This window comes from Bradyrhizobium australafricanum, assembly GCF_020329495.1.
GTDB classification, from domain to species: Bacteria; Pseudomonadota; Alphaproteobacteria; order Rhizobiales; family Xanthobacteraceae; genus Bradyrhizobium; species Bradyrhizobium australafricanum.
The window spans coordinates 1-17,765 of record NZ_JAGKJL010000104.1 but is presented as its reverse complement, the minus strand read 5'-3'; the positions used below and the strand labels follow the sequence as shown (position 1 = coordinate 17,765).

15 protein-coding genes are annotated in these 17,765 nt (G+C 66.4%); 7 read left to right on the top strand and 8 right to left on the bottom strand.

All coding sequences use genetic code 11. The features are described from left to right. Window positions 1-277, top strand: a 277-nt coding sequence (locus tag J6525_RS43560; protein ID WP_225649256.1) for a transposase, incomplete at its 5' end; no start/stop codon positions are given. A 46-nt stretch (window positions 278-323) separates the two neighbouring features. On the opposite strand, the gene tsaE is transcribed toward J6525_RS43560, so the two are convergent. The 6 genes from tsaE to ubiE all read right to left on the bottom strand — a co-directional run bounded on the left by tsaE (window position 324) and on the right by ubiE (window position 9,292). Beyond that, on the bottom strand, window positions 324-1,847 hold the full coding sequence (gene tsaE / locus J6525_RS43555) for a tRNA (adenosine(37)-N6)-threonylcarbamoyltransferase complex ATPase subunit type 1 TsaE (protein ID WP_225649255.1): 1,524 nt from the start codon (window positions 1,845-1,847) through the stop codon (window positions 324-326). Further along, window positions 1,844-4,354 (bottom strand): sensor histidine kinase, encoded by a 2,511-nt coding sequence (locus tag J6525_RS43550; protein ID WP_225649254.1) that lies wholly within the window; start codon window positions 4,352-4,354, stop codon window positions 1,844-1,846. Before J6525_RS43550 ends, tsaE begins: the two co-directional genes overlap by 4 nt. A gap of 518 nt (window positions 4,355-4,872) precedes the next feature. Then, window positions 4,873-5,331, bottom strand: coding sequence for a dUTP diphosphatase (gene dut, locus J6525_RS43545; protein WP_028341688.1), 459 nt, complete (start codon window positions 5,329-5,331; stop codon window positions 4,873-4,875). Window positions 5,332-5,382: 51 nt separating this feature from the next. Continuing rightward, a complete protein-coding gene (gene coaBC / locus J6525_RS43540) occupies window positions 5,383-6,849 on the bottom strand; it encodes a bifunctional phosphopantothenoylcysteine decarboxylase/phosphopantothenate--cysteine ligase CoaBC (RefSeq protein WP_225649253.1) in 1,467 nt (488 codons plus the stop codon). Window positions 6,850-6,959: 110 nt separating this feature from the next. Then, the gene (gene ubiB / locus J6525_RS43535; protein WP_057020426.1) at window positions 6,960-8,534 is read right to left on the bottom strand and encodes a 2-polyprenylphenol 6-hydroxylase; all 1,575 of its coding nucleotides are present in this window, start codon (window positions 8,532-8,534) and stop codon (window positions 6,960-6,962) included. Then, window positions 8,531-9,292 carry a bifunctional demethylmenaquinone methyltransferase/2-methoxy-6-polyprenyl-1,4-benzoquinol methylase UbiE gene (gene ubiE, locus J6525_RS43530; RefSeq protein WP_028337562.1) on the bottom strand — a complete coding sequence of 254 codons (762 nt, stop codon included), beginning with the start codon at window positions 9,290-9,292 and terminating at the stop codon, window positions 8,531-8,533. Before ubiE ends, ubiB begins: the two co-directional genes overlap by 4 nt. A 141-nt stretch (window positions 9,293-9,433) precedes the next feature. On the opposite strand from ubiE, the gene mutM reads away from it, so the two are divergent. The 3 genes from mutM to ggt all read left to right on the top strand — a co-directional run bounded on the left by mutM (window position 9,434) and on the right by ggt (window position 12,697). After that, complete coding sequence (gene mutM / locus J6525_RS43525) at window positions 9,434-10,339, top strand: bifunctional DNA-formamidopyrimidine glycosylase/DNA-(apurinic or apyrimidinic site) lyase (RefSeq protein ID WP_092081307.1); 906 nt, start codon at window positions 9,434-9,436, stop codon at window positions 10,337-10,339. A gap of 2 nt (window positions 10,340-10,341) precedes the next feature. After that, window positions 10,342-10,905, top strand: a complete 564-nt coding sequence (locus J6525_RS43520) for a GNAT family N-acetyltransferase (protein ID WP_092081046.1) — start codon at window positions 10,342-10,344, stop codon at window positions 10,903-10,905. 121 nt (window positions 10,906-11,026) lie between these two features. Further along, entirely contained in the window at window positions 11,027-12,697 is a 1,671-nt protein-coding gene (gene ggt, locus J6525_RS43515) for a gamma-glutamyltransferase (RefSeq protein WP_225649258.1), read from the top strand. Window positions 12,698-13,000: 303 nt separating this feature from the next. Here the strand turns inward: ggt and J6525_RS43510 are convergent, their stop codons facing one another. Further along, a complete protein-coding gene (locus J6525_RS43510) occupies window positions 13,001-14,359 on the bottom strand; it encodes a serine protease (protein ID WP_225649252.1) in 1,359 nt (452 codons plus the stop codon). Window positions 14,360-14,583: 224 nt separating this feature from the next. Between J6525_RS43510 and J6525_RS43505 the strand changes: the two genes are divergently transcribed. Further along, the gene (locus J6525_RS43505; protein ID WP_225649251.1) at window positions 14,584-15,387 is read left to right on the top strand and encodes a HesA/MoeB/ThiF family protein; all 804 of its coding nucleotides are present in this window, start codon (window positions 14,584-14,586) and stop codon (window positions 15,385-15,387) included. Between the two features lie 9 nt (window positions 15,388-15,396). On the opposite strand, the gene J6525_RS43500 is transcribed toward J6525_RS43505, so the two are convergent. Further along, a complete protein-coding gene (locus J6525_RS43500; protein ID WP_225649250.1) occupies window positions 15,397-16,404 on the bottom strand; it encodes an aldo/keto reductase in 1,008 nt (335 codons plus the stop codon). A gap of 121 nt (window positions 16,405-16,525) precedes the next feature. On the opposite strand from J6525_RS43500, the gene J6525_RS43495 reads away from it, so the two are divergent. Both J6525_RS43495 and J6525_RS43490 read left to right on the top strand, forming a co-directional pair. Then, a complete protein-coding gene (locus J6525_RS43495) occupies window positions 16,526-17,437 on the top strand; it encodes a LysR family transcriptional regulator (RefSeq protein WP_225649257.1) in 912 nt (303 codons plus the stop codon). A gap of 112 nt (window positions 17,438-17,549) precedes the next feature. Next, a partial coding sequence (locus J6525_RS43490; RefSeq protein WP_225646142.1) for a transposase occupies window positions 17,550-17,765 on the top strand: 216 nt, incomplete at its 3' end.

Sequence of the window (17,765 nt, the reverse complement as noted above, 5' to 3'; positions counted from 1 at the left end):
CTTTGCCGACCGGGTCTACCGCGGAAATCAACTCCTCGACGCGCTCTCAGACTGCGGTCCATGGACTGTCGAGATCGTCGAGCGGCCTCAAGGCGTCAAAGGCTTCCAGCTTCTGCCGAGGCGGTGGGTGGTTGAACGCACATTCGCTTGGTTCGGCAGATGCCGCCGCCTCGCCAAGGACTTCGAGGCGACGGTGGCAACCGAAGCTGCCTGGCTGCTGATTGCACACATCAGGCTCCTGACCCGCAGACTCGCGGCTGCAGCTAAGGTTGGGTGATTTATGAGTCAGACTCTTAGGGGAGGCGAGGCTAATAACCCGTAAACTACGGTACTGGAGGAGGGACGTTGGCTGTGTACCAGATGCGGAAGCTGGTCAGCGCCGGATGGGCCAGCGACCGCTCGAGATAGGTCCAGATCCGCGGCTGGTGCTTGAGATATTGCGGCTTGCCGTCGCGGCGGTTGAGTCGCGCAAAGGTGCCGAGCAGGCGGGTGTTGCGCTGCGCCGACATGATCGCATAGAGCTCAGCGAAGCCGGCCGGATCGAAGCTTTCATCGGTCGCGCGCCGCGCCTTGATGTAGCGGGTCAAGAGCGACAGCTCGAGCTGCTCGGGCACATCGATCCGGGCATCCTGCAGCAGCGACACCACGTCATAGGCCGCGGGGCCGAGCAGCGCGTCCTGGAAATCGATGACGCCGACGCGCAGGATGCCGGTCCGTTCGGCAAGCCAGATGATGTTCGGCGAATGGAAGTCGCGGATCACCCAGGTCCGCGGCGCCGCTGCGGGCTTCTCGAGCAGGCCGCGCCACATCCCGAGAAATTCGGTGCGAAGCTCCTCGCTCGGCGGCACGCCGCGGTCGGGCAGGTACCATTCCAGCATCAGCCCGATCTCGATCAGCCAGGCGTCGATGTCGAACACCGGGATGTCGTAGCTCTCGTCTGACGTCAGCGGCAGCGTGTCCGGCAGCACCTCGCGGTGTAGTGCCGCCAGCATGTCGATGGCGGCCTCGTAACGCTCGGCGATCGGCTGCGGTGGATCGCCCTCGACCACGCCTTCGGCGCCGAAATCCTCGGTGATGAGGAAGCCGGACTTGAGGTCGATGTGGCGGATCGCGGGCGCCGAAAAACCATGCTTGCGCAGGCCGTTTCCGATCGCGACGAACGGCCTGACGTCTTCGGCGAGATGCACTGCCGCGCTGTAGGACTGGCCGCTGTAGATCGCCGGGCCGTCGGGACGGCGCGGCGAGTTCATCAGGATGACGGTGCCGTCGTCGTTGCGCAGCCGCGCATAGGAGCGCGTCGAGGCATCGCCCGGCATGCGTTCGCGCCGGGCATTGAGAAAGCCCGCGCGATCGAGGAACTGGCGCAGCTCGTTGAGCCGCGCGACCTTCGCCGCGCCCTTGCCGTGGCCGGTGATCTCGGCCGCGCGTGCCGCCGATCCGAGCGCCGGGCGATGGCTGAACGCGATGTCGATGCGGTCGGCGGGCATCGCATCGGGCGCGCGTTCCGGCCACTCGATCAGTGCCACGATGTCGTCGGGCAGCGGCGACAGCCCGATCTCCTCGAGCTCGCTGGCGTCGTTGATGCGGTAGAGGTCGGCATGGACCAGCGGAAACGACGGCAGCTCGTAGCTCTGCGCCAGCGTGAAGGTCGGGCTCGGCACCTCCAGCGCGTCGTCGGCGGCGAGGTAACGGATCAACGCGCGCGCGGCCGTGGTCTTGCCGGCGCCGAGGTCGCCGGACAGCGTGATGACGTCGCCGGCGCCGATCAGCAGCGCGAGGTCGGCCATCAGCTCTGCTGTCGCGGTCTCGTTCGCGAGTGCCACCGAGAATGTCGAGGTCGCCGTCATTCAGCAGCGTTGCGATGTGCGGTCTGGTCGATCGGGAAGTCGCAGGTCACGGTCGTGCCGCGGCCTACGGTCGAATCGACGCGCACCCGTCCGCCATGCAGTTCGACGAAGGAGCGGACCAGCGACAGGCCAAGCCCCGCGCCGCGATGCCGCGAGCCGTGCGAATGGCTCTCGAACCAGTTGAACACTTTATCGCGCATCTCCGCCGGAATGCCGGGACCGGCATCGGTCACCGCAAACACCACGCTGTGCTCGGTGCGGTGCGCGCTGATCGTGACGGTGGCGTCGTGCGGCGAGAAGCCGACCGCGTTGGCGAGCAGATTGTACAGCACCTGCACCACGCGCCGCTCGTCGCCGACGAAGGCGCCGATGTCGGGCTCGATATCGACCTTCAGCGTGATGCGGTCGGTCGCGAGGCGATCCTGGATGCCTTCGGCGGCGGCCTCGATCGCCTGGCCGATATTGACCGGACTGAGCTCGAGCTTCATCGCGCCGGCGTCGATGGTGGCGAGATCGAGAATGTTGTTGGTCAGCGCCAGCAGCGCGTTGGTCGATTTGGTGACGTAGTCGAGATATTCGGCCTGCTTCGGCGTCAGCGGTCCGGTCGAGGGATCGCTGAGGAAATGCGCGAAGCCGATGATGGTGGTGAGCGGTGCGCGCAGTTCGTAGGAGACGTGGTGGACGAAATCCACCTTCATCTGGTCGGCGGCTTCCAGCGCCTCGTTGCGCTCGCGCAGCGCCCGTTCGACATTTTCGGTGTCGGTGATGTCCTGGAACGCGAGCAGGGTCTTGCCGTCGGGCAGCGGGATGGTCATGCAATTCAGCACGCTGCCGTCCTTGCGCTCGAGCTTGAGCGCGACCTGGGCGCGGTTCTCGATCGCGGTGATCTGCTCGCGCAGCGTGCGCCAGGTCAGGGCGTCGTCGAACAGCGGCCGGCACAGCGCTTCCACCGCCTCGATATGCGGCTCGCCCTGCAGCGCGTCGGCCGGCAGCTTCCACATCTTGGCAAAGGGCGGGTTGAACAGTTCCGCGCGTCCGTTGCTGCCGAACACCGCGACCGCTTCGCCGAGATTGTCGAGGGTCTCGCGCTGCACCCGCGTCAGGCGGTCGTAGCGGCGCGCGAGGTCGAGGCTCTCGGTGACGTTGTCGAACAGATAGGTGACGCCGCCCTCGAGGTTCGGCGTGGTGACGACGCTGATGGCGCGGCCGTCGGGCAGGAACCAGGTGTAGGTCTCGGATTCGACCGCGCGATAGGCTTCGTGCAGCTTGGCCTTCCAGGCGCGGAAATCCGGCTGCTCGGGTAGCTTGCGGTTGGCGCGCAACCGATCCAGCACGCTGGAATCGTCGGGGTTGCCGTCGAGGAAGGCCTGGTCGAGGCCCCACAGCCGCCGATAGGACTCGTTGTAGAAGGTGAGCCGCCGGTCGGTATCGAACACCGCGACGCCCGAGGACAATTGGTCGAGGGTGCGCCGGTGCGCTTCGACCATCCGCGCGATCGCCGCGCGCAGCGCCGCAGCTTCGCTGGCGTCGATGGCGATGCCGGCGCTGCCGCCGGAGAGCTTGAGCGCCTGCACGTCGTAGATCCGCCGCTCGCCGCTGACCACGATCGGCAGCCGCGCGGCATAACTGGCATTGTCGTTCAGCGCGCGGGTCAATTCGCCGCGCTGGTCGCTTTCGAGCAGTTCGAGATTGCGCTGCAGTGCGTCCGACACGCTCTTGCCTTCGGTGGCGCGGACATAGGCCGCGTTGGCATAGCGCAGATTGCCCTCGAGGCTCTTCGCCCAGATCGGCCATGGCGCGGCGGCGGCGAAATCGCGCAGCAGCTCGGTTTCCTCCTGCAGCGTCTTGTAGCGCAGGTTGGACTCGGCGAGCTCGCGGCGCAGGCCGCCGAGCTCGCGGATCCGCACGATGGCCTGGCCGCCGATCGCGCGGCCCATCGCCTCGATGGCGCGGCCGGCCGAGGTCGAGAGGTTGAGCAGGAACGCCTCGCCCTTCTCGCGCAGCGCGTCGACGGCGTGATCCATCTGCAGCGCCGGCTCGGGCGGCAGCCAGGTTCCGAAGGCGAGGACGCGTTGCGGCGAGCCTTCCTGCGACATCACCAGCGAGATGTCGCCCGAGATCTGCGGCCGGTTGTCGCCGGCGGCCCAGGAGATCAGGACCTGCGGCTCGACGAACAGCAGCGCGCGCAGCCGGTCCGATTGCGCCTGCAGGTCCGTGATCTCGGACTGCAGCTGTTCCTCGTTCCGCGTCGCGCGCACGCGGGTGCGCATCAAGAGGATCGCGGCGACGGCCGAGAAGCCGACCAGCGCAAGCGACGTTGCGAGGACCGCGACCTCCTGGTGATTGAAGCCGAAATGATCCGACATCGCCTGGGCGACCGGGCTCTCGGCGGCAAACGCGGTGCGGGCCGGCAGCAATGCGGTGATGGCGAGCCCAATCATGCCGTCGCGCGCCAGTGAGGTGCATGACAGCAGGGTTCGACGCATTGCCGCGACTACGCCCGACATATGTTGCCCCAGAACGCACAAACCCCAGGCATGATCCGGAAAAGAGGAGACCGGTGTTCCCTCACGGCAAACGTACGACGTTTGTCCGCCGATCATGCCCAAGCAGGACCAGTCAGCCCGACGAAGACCCCCCGTCGTGCTCGAATCAAAACAGAATAGTCCCAACGGGACTCGGCGAGTAAGAGTCCAGACCGTGAACGCAGAATCCCCTGTGAAAAAATGCCGCCGGGTGGCGCGGATTTTACGCGAATTGACTCCGTAATCGTGCGGGGAGCGCGCACGAAGCGTGATCTTCCCGAGCTCGTCCGCACACTTCTCCGATGCGAAGGCGCTTGGCTCCCTCTCCCCGTTCTTACGGGGAGAGGGTTGGGGTGAGGGGCCGTCTCCGCATATCCGGTGATAGCTGCGTTCGCGGAGACTCCCCCTCACCCGGAACGCATCTGACGATGCGTTCCGACCTCTCCCCGCACGCGGGGCGAGGTGAAGTGGCGCCGCCGCTCGAGTGAAGTCGTCGCGCACTAGCGTCCGGTCGAGCCGAAGCCGCCGCTGCCGCGCCCGGTCGCCGACAGCACGTCGACCGGAACCAGCTCGGCCCTGGTGACCGGTGCGATCACCATCTGCGCGATGCGCTCGCCGCGCCGGATCGAGAACACCTCGTGGCCGTGATTGATCAGCAGCACGTTGATCTCGCCGCGATAGTCGGCGTCGATTGTGCCGGGCGAGTTCAGCACCGTGACGCCGTATTTGGCGGCAAGGCCGGAGCGCGGCCGCACCTGCGCCTCGTAGCCCGGCGGCAGCGCGATCGTCAGTCCGGTCGGAACCATCTCGTAGCGGCCCGGCAGCAGCAGCAGCGGCGCCGACTGCGGCACCGCCGCGAGCAGGTCGAGCCCGGCCGCGTCGGCGGTCTGATAGATCGGCAGCAGGAGATCCGCGCCATGCGGCAATTGGTGGACTTCGACCTTGATGGTGGCGCTCACGATGCGGTTCCTACGGCTCTAGAGCATGATCCGATTGAATCGGATCATGCTCTAATCCTTTTGTTTGGTCGCGTTTTCTTGACGCGAACCGGTGACCACTTCGCTCGAAAACGCTCTTGCGATGCGCGACACCAGCGCGGTCGCGACTTCCTCCTTGGTCATGACCGGCCAGGAGTCGACGGTGACGTCCTTGCCCTCGCGCGAGAGCAGGTGAACGGTGTTGCGGTCGCCGCCCATCACGCCGGTCGCCGGCGAGACGTCGTTGGCGACGATCCAGTCGCAGCCCTTGCGCGCGAACTTCGCCTTGGCGTTCTCGATCAGATGCTCGGTCTCGGCGGCGAAGCCGATCACCAGCGGCGGCCGCTGCTCCTTCAGCCTGGAAATTGTCGCGAGGATGTCGGGGTTCTCGACCAGCCGCAGCGGCGGCATGCCGGCCGCGGTCTTCTTCAGCTTCTGGCTGCCCTCGGTGGCGACCCGCCAGTCGGCGACCGCGGCGGCGAAGATCGCGACGTCGACCGGCAACGCGGCCTCGACCCGGTGCAGCATGTCGCGGGCGGACTCGACGCGCATGACCGAGATGCCCTGGGGGTCGCCAAGCTCGACCGGGCCGGTCACCAGCACGACCTCGGCGCCGGCGGCGCGCGCGGCGGCGGCAATGGCAAAGCCCTGCTTACCGGACGAGCGGTTGGCGATGTAGCGGACCGGATCGATCGCCTCATGGGTCGGGCCCGCGGTGATCAGCACCCGCTTGCCGGCCAGCGGACGCGGCTGCGGCGGCCGCAGCATGCGGTCGGCGGCGGCTGCGATCTCGGTCGGCTCGGCCATCCGGCCGACGCCGGCTTCGCCGGCTTCCGCCATCTCCCCGGCATTGGGGCCGACGGTATGGACGCCGTCGCGGCGCAGCTGCAGCACATTGCGGCGGGTGGCCGGATTGTTCCACATCAGCGGGTTCATCGCCGGCGCCAGCAGGATCGGCCGGTTGGCCGCCAGCAAGGTGGCGGTGGCGAGGTCGTCGGCATGGCCCTGCGCCATCTTGGCCATCAGGTCGGCGGTCGCCGGCGCCACCACGATCAGGTCGCAGTCCCGCGCCAGGCGGATATGGCCGGCGTCGAATTCGCTCTCGGCGTCGAACAGGTCGGTGTAGACGCGCTCATGCGACAGCGCGCTGGCGGCGAGCGGGGTGACGAACTGCTGGGCCGCCTTGGTCAGTACGCAGCGGACCTGGATGTGCCGTTCCTTGAGGCGCCGGATCAGATCCAGCGCCTTATAGGCCGCAATCCCCCCGCCGATGATCAGGGTGACGCGCGGCTCGCCGGCCACGCTGGCGGCCCTTGGAGCAGGGGCTGCCACTGTCGCGGAACCTGGGCCGGGCGCCTCGGCAGGCTCCGTACCGCCGTCTGCGAGCTCCCGAAGGATCACCCGCACCTCCTCCTCGACCGAGCGGCCGTTTTTGGCGGAGCGCAGCCGCAGATAGGCCTTCAGCGTGTCGTCGAGTTTGCGGATGGTCAGGCTGGCCATGGCGTGCTGCCCTCAAAGCATGATCCGGAAAAGTGTGAAGCGGTTTTCCGGGAGCGATCATGCTCAAATAAATATGATAGCGATGCTATCACATGGTGCATGCATTGCAATCAGTGTGCCCGGATCGCGAAAAAGATCGCGATGGAGGCGATCGCAATGACCCAGAGGCCGACGGTCTGCACCCGCGCCTTGCGGGCCTCGGCGCGGGCCATTTCGTCGATCGAGTCCGACGACAGCATGTGGCCCTCCAGCGTCATGGTTTCGAGCTGCTCGAGCACCGTGACGGCGCGGTTGGCAATCGACGGCAGGTTGGCGAGGATGCGACCGAGTTCGCCCGCACCCGAGAGCGCGCCCTGGATGCGGCCGGCCGGCCCGAGATTCTGCGTGATCCATTCGCGCACCACGGGGTCGGCGATCTTCCAGATGTCGAGCTTCGGGTCGAAGCCGCGCGCCACGCCCTCGACCACCACCATGGTCTTCTGCAGCAGGATCAGTTCGGGGCGCGTCTGCATGTCGAACAGGCCGGTGACCTCGAGCAGAAGCGTGAGCAGCTTCGCCATCGAGATTTCCTCGGCGGTGCGGTTGTGGATCGGCTCGCCGATCGCGCGGATCGCCTGCGCGAAATTCTCCACCGAATGGTGGCCGGGCACGTAGCCGGCCTCGAAATGCACTTCGGCGACGCGGCGATAATCGCGGGTGATGAAGCCGAGCAGGATCTCGGCCAGGAAGCGCCGCTCCTTCAGCCCAAGCCGTCCCATGATGCCGAAATCCACGGCAACGAGCCGGCCGGCCTCGTCGAGGAACAAATTGCCGGGGTGCATGTCGGCATGGAAGAAGCCGTCGCGCAGCGCGTGGCGCAGGAAGCTCTGGATCACCTTGCGGCCGAGATCGGGCAAATCGACCTTGGCCTGCGCCAGCCGGACGTGATCGTTCAGCGCGATGCCGTCGATCCACTCCATCGTCAGCACGCTGTGCGCGGTGCGATCCCAATCCACCGCGGGGACGCGGAAGTCGGGATCGTCGCGGGTGTTCTCGGCCATCTCGGACAGCGCGGCCGCCTCGAGCCGCAGGTCCATCTCCATCGCGACCGAGCGCGACATCGTGTTGATGACCTCGATCAACCTCAAGCGCCGCGCCTCGGCGGAATGCGCCTCGGCCTTGTGCGCGACAAAGAAGAAGTCGCTGAGGTCGCGGCGGAAGCGCGCGGCGACATTGGGCCTGAGCACCTTGACCGCAACCTGATGCCGCACGCCGTCGCGCTCGATTTCGCCGCGATGCACCTGCGCGATCGAGGCTGCGGCAACGGCAGGGCCCAGATGCACAAAGGCCTGCGGCAGCGGCCGTTCCAGCGACTGTGTGATGACGGTTTCGGCCGCCTCCTGCGCGAACGGCGGCAGCCGGTCCTGCAGGGCTTCGAGATCGCGCGCCATTGCAACGCCGACCACGTCGGGGCGGGTGGCGAGGAATTGCCCGAGCTTGAGATAGGCGGGTCCGAGCCGCGTCAGTGCGCGCGACAACCGCGGACCTGACTTGGCGGAGCGGCGCTCGATCAGCCGCGCCAGCTTCAGCGCGAGCTGCCCGGGCGGCGGCACCAGCGCGGGATCGACGACGCCGAACACGCCCTCGCGCGCAAACACGAAACCGGCGCGGGCGAGGCGCGTGATGTGGGTTAGTGCAGAGATCACAAACGCCAGCCCGAATGCAGCGCCACGATGCCGCCGGAGAGGCTCTGCCACTTCACACGGGCAAAGCCGGCGGCGCCGATCATCTCGGCGAACGCGTTCGGCCGCGGGAATTTGCGGATCGACTCGACGAGATATTGATAGGACTCGGCGTCACCGGTGACGGCGCGGCCGAGCGGCGGGATCACCTTGAAGGAAAACAGATCGTAGATCTTGTCGAGGCCGGGCACGTCGACGGTGGAGAATTCCAGGCACAGGAAGCGGCTGCCGGGCTTGAGCACGCGATAGGCCTCGCGCAGCGCAAGGTCGATCTGCGGCACGTTGCGGATGCCGAATGCGATGGTGTAGGCGTCGAACGCGCGGTCGGCAAAACCCAGCGTTTCGGCGTTGCCCTCGACGAACGACACGCGGTCATCGAGGTGCTGCTTGGCGGCACGCTCGCGGCCGACGGCGAGCATATCGGCATTGATGTCGCAGACCGTGGCATGAAAGCCCGCGCCCGCGGTCTTGGCGGCCCGGAACGCGATGTCGCCGGTGCCGCCGGCGACGTCGAGCAGCGCGAACGGCCGGTCGCCCTTCGGCGGATCGAGCGTCGTGATCATGACGTCCTTCCAGGCCCGGTGCAGGCCCGCCGACATCAGATCGTTCATCAGGTCGTAGCGGGACGCCACGCTGTGAAACACGTCGTTCACCAGCGTCTGCTTCTCGCCCAAGGGCACATCCCTGAAGCCGAAATGGGTGGTTTGATCCGGCCGATCCATCACTCAGAACTCTTACCCTTTTTGGTCGCGTTTTCTTCACGCGAACCGGTAGCCGCTTCGCTCGAAAAACGCTCCAGCCAAACCATAGCGCGGCGGCCGCAATGGCGCTATCACGTCACTTCCAAAAGGTGAATGCCTGCCATGCCGGAATTACCCGAAGTCGAGACCGTCCGCCGCGGCCTGCAACCGGCCATGGAGGGGTCCAGGATCCTCAAGGCCGAGGCCCGCCGCAAGGATTTGCGGTTTCCGTTTCAAAAAGACTTTATCGCCCGGCTGGAGGGCCGGACCATCACCGGGCTCGGCCGCCGTGCCAAATATCTGATGGCGGACCTGAACTCCGGCGACGTGCTGCTGATGCATCTGGGCATGTCGGGCTCGTTCCGCGTGCTGAAGGGCGAGGGCGCGGCGACGCCGGGGCAATTCCACCATCCGCGCAGCGAGGATCGCGCGCATGATCACGTGGTGTTCCACATGTCGTCGGGCGCGGCCGTCGTCTTCAACGATCCCAGGCGCTTCGGCTACATGAAGATCATCGCGCGCAACGCGATCGAGGATGAGCCGCTGCTGAAAGGGCTCGGTCCCGAGCCGCTCGGCAACGAGTTCGACGCGGCGATGCTGGCGCGCTCCTGCCACAACAAGAAGACCAGCCTGAAGGCCGCGCTGCTCGATCAGCGCGTGGTGGCGGGACTTGGCAACATCTATGTCTGCGAGGCGCTGTTTCGTTCGCATCTGTCGCCGCGGCGATTGGCCGCGACGCTCGCGACCAAGTCCGGACAACGCAAGGGCGTTGCCGGGGGCGAGCCGACCGACCACGCCAGGCGGCTGGTCGACGCGATCCATTCGGTGCTCAACCAGGCGATCAAGGCCGGCGGCTCCTCGATCAGCGACCATCGATTGACCAATGGCGATCTCGGCTATTTCCAGCATTCGTTCCAGGTCTACGACCGCGAGGGCGAGGCGTGCCGTACGTCGGGCTGCGAAGGTATTGTCAGGCGCTTCACCCAGAACGGCCGTTCGACGTTCTGGTGCCCGAAGTGCCAGAAGTAGCAATGTTCGAGACCCCGCGCATCGAGACGTCGCGCCTGATCCTGCGGCCGCTTGCGCTGTCGGATGCTCCGGCGATCCAGCGGCACTTCAACAATTGGAACGTGATCAGGACTCTCGCCACGGTGGTGCCGTGGCCTTATCCCGATGATGGCGCGGAAAGCTTCATCAGGCGGGAGTTCTCCAAGATCGCGGCCGGCGAGGAAAGCTATCAATGGGTGCTGGTGTTGCGTGCCGGCGATGGCGAGGCGATCGGCAACATCAATTTCCGGCCGCGCGCCGACGGCCGCAAGGGCAATCGCGGATTCTGGCTCGCTGAGCCGTACTGGAATCAGGGCCTCATGACGGAGGCGATCGCGGCGGTGAACGATTTCGCCTTCCTGACGCTCGGCCTCGATCACTTCCATGTCTGCAACGCGCCGTCCAACGTCGGCTCGCGCCGGGTCAAGCAGAAGACCGGGGCCGAATTCGTCGGCTTCGTCGAGCTTCCGCACCACAATGGCGAATCCAGAGCGGAGAAATGGAAGGTCGCGCGCGAGACCTGGCTGCGCGATCGCGCCAAGCCGTGACCTTATTTGCGAATACCGCCGCGAGGAAAATCGCGGCGCCTTGACCGTGCACGCGCGGCCGGAGAACATGGTCCATCGCTCCATCAAGAACGAGAACACAATGGCGATGAACGGCATGTCGATGAATGACGCCTGGCGCGACCGCGCCGCGACAAGTTTTCAATGCGAGAAGCAGCCGGCCACCAGCAGCCGCGGCATGGTGGTGAGCAATCATCCGCTGGCATCGAGCGCGGGCGCCGAGATGTTGGCTGCCGGCGGCAATGCGATCGATGCGGCGATCGCCACCTTGTTCACGCTGACCGTGGTCGAGCCGATGATGGTCGGCATCATCGGCGGCGGCATGGCGCATATTCGCCTCGCCGACGGCAGCCATCGCTTCATCGACGGCCAGAGCACGGTGCCGAACGCGGTGCGGCCGGATACCTACACTTCGAAGCCAGGATCGGCGCACGACGTGTTCGACACCGTCGGCAACGAGAATTTGAACGGGCCGAAAGCGGTCGCGGTGCCGGGCTCGCTGAAAGCCTGGTGCGAAACGCTGCGCCGCTTCGGCACCATGAGCCTTGCCGATGTGATGCAGCCCGCGATCAAGCACGCCGCGCGCGGCTATGCGGCGACGCCTTATTTGCATGAATGCATCACCGACGGCGCCGAGGAGATGCTGAAGGACAAACCGATCTCGGCGATCTATCTGCCTGATGGCACGCCGCTGAAGCCCGGCGAGCGCGTCGTGCAGGCGGAATATGCCGAGACGCTGCAATACATCGCCGAGCATGGCGACAACGCGCTCTACCAGGGGCCGCTCGGCGACATCCTGGTCGACTACATGAAAAAGAACGGCGGTTTTGTCGCGCAGGAGGATCTCGCGACCTACAAGACGGTCGAGCGGCAACCGATCCGCTGCGACTACCGCGGCTGGGAAATCCTCGGGCCCCCGCCGCCGGCGGCGTCAGGCGTGCACATCACGCAGATGCTCAATATCCTCGAAGGCTATGACATCGCGCGGCTCGGCTTCGGCACGACCGAGACGATCCACTATCTCGCCGAGGTGCTGAAGATCGCCTTCGCCGACCGTGCGGCCGCGAGCGGCGATCCCGCCTATATCAACGTGCCGGTGGAGCGGTTGACCTCGAAGGCCTATGCCGAGGAGCGCCGCCGCGCGATCGATCCTGCCGCTGCACGAGCCTGGAGCGCCGGCGTCACCCAGCTCGAAAGCGCGCACACCACGCACATGACCGCGGCGGATGCGATGGGCAATGTGGTCGCGACCACCCAGACCATCAACAATCTGTTCGGCGCCAAGATCCTGATCCCGGGCCTCGGCACCGTGCCGAACAACTACATGAACCTGTTCGATCCGCGGCCGGGACACGCGCTGTCGCTGGCCGCCGGCAAGCGCGTCACCACCTCGATGTCGCCGATGATGGCGCTGCGCGACGGCAAGCTCGCCTACGCGCTCGGCCTGCCCGGCGGCAAGCGCATCTTCCCGAGTGCGATGCAGGCGTTGATCAATCTGATCGACCACGGCATGAGCCTGCAGGAGGCGGTCGAAGCGCCGCGGGTCTGGACCGAGGGCAATGCGCTGGAGGTCGAGCAGGCGGTGCCGGAGGCCGTCCGCGCCGCGCTATCAGCCAAGGGCCACAAGGTGCAGGTCGTGCCGACGGTGGCCGGCGGCATGAACGCGATCCAGTTTCACGCCGACGGCACGGCAGCCTGCTGGCGCGCCGACGGCACCCCGGTCGGCATTGCCGGCGGTCTCGCCCGCGCCGGGGTGCGGTTTGCGTTGAGGTGACGCCGACTACGCTGTTTGACAGGTTGAACCGAGAACCATCCTCAACGTCGTCCTGGCGAAAGCCAGGACCCATTACCCCAAATCTCTCATTGTTGGGCGACGCCGGGGCCGCGATCCGGTTTCATCGCTGAATGCGGTGGTTATGGGTCCTGGCTTTCGCCAGGACGACGTATGGGAAGAGCCGTGGCTGTTATACCCGCGAAAGCTCGTAGCCCGGATGCAGCGAAGCGTAATCCGGGACCGGTCGCGCCGGCGGCGAGAGCCGCCCCGGATTGCGCTTCGCTGCATCCGGGCTACGGAGTTCTACTTCCTGACGCAGATCACGCGGACCACGGCGGCCTTGGCGTCCGCCGAGTCGCCCGACGCCGTGACGCCGTGCGCCTTCAGGAAGCTGCGCACCGTGTCGGCCGGCACCAGCGCGGCCTGCGCCGGCGGCGCCGCGTTTGCGGGGCCTGCAACGATGACGGGTTTCAGCACCGCGATCCCGGCAAACCTGCCGCCGCCGTCGAGCGCCGCCGCGCCGGAGAACCCGAGCGCAGGCGCCGGTGACAGCGCCTGATCGCCGCCGTCGATCTGTGCGACCGAAGCCTTCACGCTGCTCGCGGCCGCGCCGCCGCCCTGGCTCTGCGGATCGGCAATCCCGGTGATGTCGAGCGCGGTCTGCGTCGCCTGGCCTGCGATATTGAGCGGCTTCAGCCCGCGCGCGCCATAGACGCGCAGCAGCGCGAGGTTATGATCCTTGTCTTCGGCGACCCGATCGGCATTGCCGTAGCCCGGGATCGTCAGCGCGATGCAGTCGTCGGTCACCACGCGATCGGTCACGATGGCACCGTCGTCGCTGACCACGACGCCAGTGGCATATTCGACGGTCTTGCGCGGCGGCGGTCCGGCCTGCACGGCGGACGGAAATGCGTTGAAGGCGCTCGACATCGCGATCACCACCGGCTCGACCGTGGTCTGCATCGCCTGGTCATAGAGGATGGTGAGGATGCGGACCTCGTCGCCCTTCAAGGTGCCGCGTAGATAGAACTTCTTCAGCCCCTGCATGCCCGACAGCACGAAGAAATCCGGCTTCACCACGGTGTAGTCGATGGTGCGCGCGGCCGGTTCCTTCTTTTCCTGCTCGGCAAGCTTTGCGGTGGTCGGACTTGCTTCCTTACGCCGGGTCAGCAGCACCTGGACGGTGCCGGTCGGCGAGGTCCATTTGGCGCCGGAAGCGTCGCTGGTGAGCTGCGGTACCAGCTTTGTGGGAATGCCGAGCCGCGCCCCGGTGGCCGGCTCGGTGACGATCCGCCAGCCGACACCTTCCTGCTTCCGCCGCGCGGTATCGGTGAGCACGCCGCGCTCCTGCGGGTTCAGCACGCCGGTCGGCTTGCCGCCGCGCTTTTTCTGGAATTCCTTGATCGCATTGACCATGCGCTCGCTGACGTCGCCGGTAATGGCGCCGTTATATTCGCCGACCCAGGCGAGGTCGGATTGCAGCGCCAGCCGTTCGGCCTGCGCCATCGCGCCAGCGGTATCCTCCGGCTTCTGCAGCGCGGGGCGTATCGGCACCGTCGCCACGGTTTTCGGCTTCGCCCCCGCCGTCGAGGGCGGCGTCATCTGGGCCTGTGCCATGCCCATGGAAGCGGCCATCAATGTTGCCGAAAGCACCGATCTCATGACAAATCCGGGGGGAATGACTGACACCATTGACGTCCAGGCAATTAAGCACATCTGCTTGGTCGGCAACAACCGCGCTCCGGTTCAGGGAACGCGTCAACCCTCATCCTGAGGAGCGGCGCCAGCCGCGTCTCGAAGGATGAGGCCACGGACCGGGCCTCATGGTTCGAGACCCGCGTGCCGCGTTCCTCACCATGAGGGTCACGGGTAGGATAGATGAGACGATGCTGAGTGCCGACGAACTTGAACGCTATGCCCGCCATATCGTGCTGCGCGAGGTGGGCGGCCCCGGCCAGAATGCGCTGAAAAAGGCGTCGGTGCTGGTGATCGGCGCCGGCGGCCTCGGCGCGCCGGTGCTGATGTATCTGGCCGCCGCCGGCGTCGGCCGGCTCGGCGTGATCGATGACGACATCGTCTCGCTCTCCAATTTGCAGCGCCAGATCATCCATGCGACGTCCGACATCGGCAAGCGCAAGGTCGACAGCGCGGCGGCGCAGATCCATGCACTCAATCCGCATGTGACGTTCGAGGCGCATCCGATGCGGCTCACCGCCGACAATGCGATGGCGCTGATCGCGAACTACGACCTCGTGCTCGACGGCTCCGACAATTTCGAGACCCGCTATCTCGTCGCCGATGCCTGCTTCCTCGCGAAGCGGCCGCTGATCACGGCAGCACTGGGCCAGTTCGACGGTTCGTTGACCACGATCCGCGCGCATGAGAAGAATGCGGACGGCGTGTTCAACCCGACCTATCGCTGCCTGTTTCCGGAGGCGCCGCCGCCGGGCACGGTGCCGGCTTGCGCCGAGGCCGGCGTGATGGGTGCGCTCGCCGGCGTCCTGGGGTCGATGATGGCGCTGGAGGCGATCCGCGAGATCGTCGGCTTCGGCGAGGGCCTGGTCGGTCGCCTTCTGATGGTGGATGCGCGCGCGATGCGGTTCGAAACCCTGCGCTACGCGCGCGATCCGCAGAACCCGCTCAATGGCGATGGGCCTGTCGTCACTGACCTCAGCGCCCATCGCACCTGATTGCCGCCGTTATCTGCTGGCCGGCTTCTCGCTGTCGAGATGCGCCATCTGCTCGGCCGCATAGCGCGTGCCGGCAGCGATATCCGGCGGGAAGGCTTTCGCCAGCGCAGCGAGATGAGCCTGCGTCAGCGTCAGCCTGGTCGCGCCGAGCGCTTCGGTGAGACGGTTGCGGGTACGGGCGCCGACCAGCGGCACGATCTCCTTGCCCTGCGCCGCGACCCAGGCGATTGCGACCTGCGCCGGCGTTGCTCCGATCTCGGCGGCAATGGCGCGAAACTGCTCCACCAGCGCGAGATTGGCATCGAGGTTCGCGCCCTGGAAGCGCGGCGTCATCAGCCGGTAGTCCCTGCCGATCTTGCCGGACTCCTTCGACCAGTGGCCGCTGATCAGCCCGCGCGACAGCACGCCGTAGGCTGTGATGCCGATGCCAAGCTCGCGGCAGGTCGCCAGGATGTCGCGCTCGATGCCACGCTCGATCAGCGAGTATTCGATCTGGAGATCGACGATCGGATGCACGGCATGAGCACGGCGGATGGTGTCGGAGCCGACCTCGGACAGGCCGATATGTCTGATGTAGCCCGACTTCACCAGATCGGCGAGGCCGCCGATCGTCTCCTCGATCGGAACGTTGGGATCGAGACGTGCCGGGCGATAGATGTCGATGTAGTCGGTGCCGAGACGTTGCAGCGAATAGGCGAGGAAATTCTTCGTCGCGGCCGGCCGGGTGTCCATTCCGGCGAATTCACCCGCGGGGCCGCGGAGCGCGCCGAACTTGACGCTGATCTGCAACCGGTCGCGCGCGACGTCCTTCAGGGCTTCCTGCACCAGCATCTCGTTGTGGCCCATGGCGTAGAAGTCGCCGGTATCCAGCAGCGTGATGCCGGCATCGAGCGCCGCATGCACCGTGGCGATGCTCTCGCCGCGATCGGCCGGGCCATAGACCTCGGACATGCCCATGCAGCCGAGGCCGAGGGCCGAGACGGTGGGCCCGGTTGAGCCGAGTTTGCGTGTGTCCATGTGGATGTTCCTCGAACGTTTGCGGCGGAGAATTCGCCGCCAAATGCCGAGGTGATATGGGCCGGCCAGCTTTCGCCGATAAGCTGGACAATCGCGAATGGCTTGTTCACTATATCGAACAATGCAGGATTTCGACCTTCGCGACCTCGACGCCTTCGTGGCGGTGGCGCGCACGCGCAATTTCCGGCGTGCGGCGCTCGAGCAGCGCGTCTCGGTCTCCAGCCTCAGCCAGCGCCTGCGCGACATGGAAGAGCGGCTCGGCGTCCGCCTGATGAACCGCACCACCCGCAGCGTCGCGCTGACCGAGGCCGGCGAACTGCTGCTGGCCCGCGTCGCGCCGGCCATGGTCAATGTTGCCGATGCGATCACCGAGGTGCGCGGCCTGCGCGCCGAGCCGTCGGGGCGGTTGCGCATCAACGCGCCGCCGCCCGCGGTCGATCTGGTGCTGGCGCCGATGATCGCGCCGTTCCTCGCCAGATATCCGCGGGTCGAGCTCGACGTCGTCGCGGAGAGTGCGTTCGTCGACATCGTCGCGCAGGGCTTTGACGCCGGCGTGCGTTACGGCGAGCACCTGGCACAGGACATGGTCGCGGTCCCATTGGGCGCGCCGCAACGTTACGCGATCGTGGCGTCCAGTGCGTATGTCGCAAAGCGCGGCCGGCCGATGCATCCGAAGGATCTGCTGGCGCACCCCTGTATCCGCAGCCGCTTCAGTAACGGCGTGATGTTCGATTGGGAGTTCGAGAAGAACGGCCGCGTGGTGAAGATTTCGCCGCCGGCCAGGCTGACCGCGACCCATCTCGGCCTTGCGCTGCGCGCGGTCCATGACGGCGTCGGCTACTGGGCGACGTTCGAGGGCTATGTCCGCTACGGCGTCAAATCCGGTGCGCTGGTCAGCGTGCTCGACGACTGGTGCCCGCCGTTCGACGGACCGTTTCTTTATTATCCGAGCCGCCGTCAGCCGCCGCCCGCGCTCGCCGCGTTCGTGTCGTTTGTCGCCGACTGGCGCAAGCAGGCGCTGCGGAAGAAGTAAGGCAGGACATCGCCACATCGTCGTCCCGGCCTAGGTGGTGTGGACTCTAAGGATTCCCTTTTAGGCGCAAATCAGATTCAAGGCTGCTTTTGGGGAGGCCGCCTTGGGTGTGATGGACCGCTTGGTATTAAGCGACGCGACATGGGAGCGGATGGCGCCGTTGATCATCGGCCGGCCTGACCAGAAGGGTTCGACCGGACGGGACAACCGGATGTTTGTGGAGGGCGTACTTTGGATCGTGCGCACTGGCTCTCCCTGGCGTGATCTTCCGGAGGTGTTTGGAGACTGGAACAGCGTGTTTCGGCGCTTCAGTCGATGGAGCATCAAG

Excerpts from the sequence above, each read along its gene's own strand:
- J6525_RS43500 (WP_225649250.1), bottom strand. The coding sequence starts at position 16,404 with ATGGACACACGCAAACTCGGCTCAACCGGGCCCACCGTCTCGGCCCTC.
- ggt (WP_225649258.1), top strand. The coding sequence starts at position 11,027 with ATGAATGACGCCTGGCGCGACCGCGCCGCGACAAGTTTTCAATGCGAG.
- J6525_RS43550 (WP_225649254.1), bottom strand. The coding sequence starts at position 4,354 with ATGTCGGGCGTAGTCGCGGCAATGCGTCGAACCCTGCTGTCATGCACC.
- tsaE (WP_225649255.1), bottom strand. The coding sequence starts at position 1,847 with ATGACGGCGACCTCGACATTCTCGGTGGCACTCGCGAACGAGACCGCG.
- J6525_RS43520 (WP_092081046.1), top strand. The coding sequence starts at position 10,342 with ATGTTCGAGACCCCGCGCATCGAGACGTCGCGCCTGATCCTGCGGCCG.
- J6525_RS43505 (WP_225649251.1), top strand. The coding sequence starts at position 14,584 with ATGCTGAGTGCCGACGAACTTGAACGCTATGCCCGCCATATCGTGCTG.
- mutM (WP_092081307.1), top strand. The coding sequence starts at position 9,434 with ATGCCGGAATTACCCGAAGTCGAGACCGTCCGCCGCGGCCTGCAACCG.
- ubiE (WP_028337562.1), bottom strand. The coding sequence starts at position 9,292 with ATGGATCGGCCGGATCAAACCACCCATTTCGGCTTCAGGGATGTGCCC.
- J6525_RS43510 (WP_225649252.1), bottom strand. The coding sequence starts at position 14,359 with ATGAGATCGGTGCTTTCGGCAACATTGATGGCCGCTTCCATGGGCATG.
- J6525_RS43495 (WP_225649257.1), top strand. The coding sequence starts at position 16,526 with ATGCAGGATTTCGACCTTCGCGACCTCGACGCCTTCGTGGCGGTGGCG.
- coaBC (WP_225649253.1), bottom strand. The coding sequence starts at position 6,849 with ATGGCCAGCCTGACCATCCGCAAACTCGACGACACGCTGAAGGCCTAT.